The organism is Trueperaceae bacterium (assembly GCA_031581195.1).
Taxonomy (GTDB): Bacteria; Deinococcota; Deinococci; order Deinococcales; family Trueperaceae; genus SLSQ01.
The window spans coordinates 1-3,217 of the sequence record JAVLCF010000170.1 but is presented as its reverse complement, the minus strand read 5'-3'; the positions used below and the strand labels follow the sequence as shown (position 1 = coordinate 3,217).

3 protein-coding genes are annotated in these 3,217 nt (G+C 74.6%); 1 reads left to right on the top strand and 2 read right to left on the bottom strand.

Going from position 1 to position 3,217, the window contains the following annotated elements; translation table 11 throughout:
• The coding region (locus RI554_11005) for a hypothetical protein (protein MDR9392541.1) at window positions 1-296 on the bottom strand (296 nt) is incomplete at its 3' end.
• A gap of 212 nt (window positions 297-508) precedes the next feature.
• On the opposite strand from RI554_11005, the gene RI554_11000 reads away from it, so the two are divergent.
• Window positions 509-2,746: a S8 family serine peptidase gene (locus RI554_11000; GenBank protein MDR9392540.1), complete on the top strand. Its 2,238-nt coding sequence runs from the start codon at window positions 509-511 to the stop codon at window positions 2,744-2,746.
• A gap of 61 nt (window positions 2,747-2,807) precedes the next feature.
• On the opposite strand, the gene RI554_10995 is transcribed toward RI554_11000, so the two are convergent.
• Window positions 2,808-3,217 (bottom strand): hypothetical protein (locus RI554_10995; GenBank protein MDR9392539.1); only part of this gene is annotated, 410 nt, incomplete at its 5' end.

Here is a 3,217-nt window from a genome sequence, read left to right as displayed (position 1 = left end):
ACGCAGGTCGGTCGGCAGCAGGGACGGCGCGGGCATGGGGCCTCCTCGGGCGCGGGTCGCGCGACGGCGTCGAGGGTACCGCACCGCCCCACGGGCGGCCGCGCCGCGAAGCGCGAGCCGATGCCGTCCCCCGTCGGCGCCCGCTCGGGGAAGACGACGAGGTCGCCGGCGTCGCGGGACGCCCCGATCGCCCGGTGGATCCGCGGTAGGTCGTGCGGGACGTCCCCGAGGCCGCAGTCGATCGGTACGAGGGCGACGTCGAGGTCGCGCGTGGCGTCGGGAGGTCCGGGCGTCACGACCTCCGAACGCGGCCGAGCGAGATCGGGCTCCGCGGACACCACGCCGAACGTAGACCTGGACGGGCCGCGGCGCGCCGGGGTGGGGGGCACGTTGCCTCGACGGCGTCGCCGTCGTACATTGCGGACGACCGGGGTGCGGGACGCGCGTGGAGCGCTGCCGTCCGTCGGGATCCACGCCCCCTACGCGCCTCGGCGGAAGGGACATCGACGTGAAACGTTCACGCAGTTCGTTCGTCGTCGCACTGGTGGTGGCCGCCCTCGTGGCGGTCGCGTGCGATGAAGGCACGTCGGTCGGCGGGACGCCGACCCTGCCGCCTCCGCCCGGCATGGGCGCCATCTCCGGCGCCGTGGAGGTGGCGTTCGGGACCGCCGGCACGGCGGCGGTCGAGGCCGAGGGCCTCGCGTGGGGCGGGGACGCCGACCTGTTCCCCGACCGCGACGTCGGCCGGATCGTGCCGGGCGAGATCGTCGTCGGGTACGACGACGCGGCGGGCCTCGCGCAGGCCGGGGCCACGGTGGCGGTGCAGGGCGCGACGCTCCAACGGGCCGCGTCCCTCGACGCGCTCGCGGTGGCGTTGTGGCGTGACGGGACGCTCGACGCCGACCGGACCCGCGAGGTGGCGGCGGAGCTCGCGTCGCGGCCCGGCATCGCCTTCGCGGAACCCAACCCGGTCGTGGAGATGCAGGCGGTGCCGAACGACCCGTTCTACCCGCGGCAGTGGCACTACGAGGCGATCGGCCTTCCCGACGCGTGGGACGTCACGACCGGCGATCCGAACGTCGTGTCCGCGGTCGTCGACACGGGGATCCTGTGGCGCGAGGGCGACGCCTCCGCGACCCATCCGGATCTCGCCGGGAAGGTCCTGCCGGGGTACGACTTCATCCAGGACCCCCGGGCCGGTGGGGACGGCGACGGGCGGGACGACGACCCGCACGAGGTGTTCGACAAGGACACCAGCGACCACGGGAGCCACGTCGCCGGGACGATCGCCGCGTCGACGAACGACGGGCGGGGCGTGGCGGGGGTCGATTGGAACGGCCGCATCCTCCCCGTCCGGGCGTTGGGCGTCACCGGCGCCGGCAGCGGATTCGACATCGTCGAGGGGGTCCTGTGGGCGGCCGGCTTCGACGTCGACGGCGTCCCCCGCAACCCCTACCCGGCGGACGTGATCAACCTCAGCCTCGGGTCGGAGCGCAGCTGCAGCGCGATGGAGCAGCGCGCCTACGACCGGGTGCGCCGCGACGCCGACGCGATCGTCGTCGTCGCCGCCGGGAACGACGACATCGAGGCGCAACGCTACGCGCCGGCGAGCTGCCGGAACGTCCTCACCGTAGGAGCGACCGGCTACGGCGGCGTGCGGGCGCCGTACTCGAACTACGGGGCCGGCGTCGACGTCGTGGCGCCCGGCGGGAACCTGCGCACCCGCTTGAACGGCAGCGGGGACGTCGATGGCGTCCTCAGCACCGTCTACGACCGGGACGCCGGCGAGATGTCGGTCTCCTACTTCCAGGGCACCTCGATGGCGACCCCGCACGTCGCCGGCGTGGCGGCGCTCATGCGGGCGATCGATCCGGACGTCTCGGCCGACGAGGTCCGCGCGATCCTGACCGATACGGCGACGCCGTTGAGCGAAGCGCAGTGTGCGGAGGGCTGCGGCGCCGGCCTCCTTCGCGCCGATCGGGCTGTGCGGGCGCTCGACCCGTCCGGCGGGACGCCGCCCCCCGAGGCGCCGGGGAGCCTCACGTTCCGTCCGTCCCGACTCGACATCGGCGCGACGGACTCGGGGAAGGTCGTGACCCTCACCAACGTCTCGGACGGGCCGGTCCGGTACCGGGCGGAGACCTTCTTCACGAGCCGAGCGAACCCGGCGCGCCTCCCGGACGGCAGCATCTACGTCGATCCGTTTCCCCTCGACGACGTCCTCGCCCCCGGCGCGCAAACGCAGGTCGAGATGGGCGTGAACCGTGGGCTCGTGCCCGCGGACGGGTTCTACGAGTTCGCGATTCAGATCGTCGTGGACGGCGTCCCCGAGTACCTCTACGGGAGCTTCGAGCAGGGGACCGACGTCGCACCGACGCTCTCGGGCCCGATGGTCGTGGCCGGCTTCCGCTACCCGGACGACGGGGGCGAGCCGGAGGTCGGCGGGGTGCAGCAGAGCGGGTCGCCGCTCGACGCCTTCCGGTTCGACGCGGCCCCCGGGACGTACCAGGTGATCGGGTGGTCGGACGAGAACGATGACGGGGAGATCGACGAGGGCGACTACGTCGGCATCCACCCCAACTGGGTGACGGTCCGGAGCGGGCTCGAGCAACCGGGCGTCGACGTGACCCTCGAGCCGGCGCTCGCCCTGGACGCAGCACGCGCCGACGGCGCGTCGCGCGACGCCGTCCTCCGGGATGCGCTCGAGCGGGTCGTCCGGGAGCGTCGGCAGGCGTCGGACCGCTAGCGGCGCCGCGATCGGCGACGCCCGCGGGGCCCACGACGGCGTGGGCCCCGCGAGTCCCGCGTCAGGGGGCGCGCACCGTGAACCGCTCGGGCCCGGCGATCGTCTCGTAGCCGTCGTCGACGAAGAACCACACGTCGTACGTACCGGGCGGGAGGTTCACGCGGGGGAAGGTGATGCGGCCCTCGCGGAGGCCGGCGCCGGCCGTCTGCGTGCCGCTGACGTACGCCCACCCGAGGTAGTTCGTGCCGGTCTCCGCCCCCGCCGCGTACACGCCGACCCAATCGCGGGGGTTGCCGGGACCGCCGGCGAACGTCACCGTGAGGGATCCGCCCTGCACGACCTCGGTGCCGTCGAGGGCGATCCGCGGTCCGGCGCCTTCGTCCGGGGCGCCCGCGTCGGGGGCGTCGCCGTCGATCGGGCCGAGGCGGCCCTCGTCCCCGTCCCCCCCGAACGGTGGGGCCCCCTCGGACG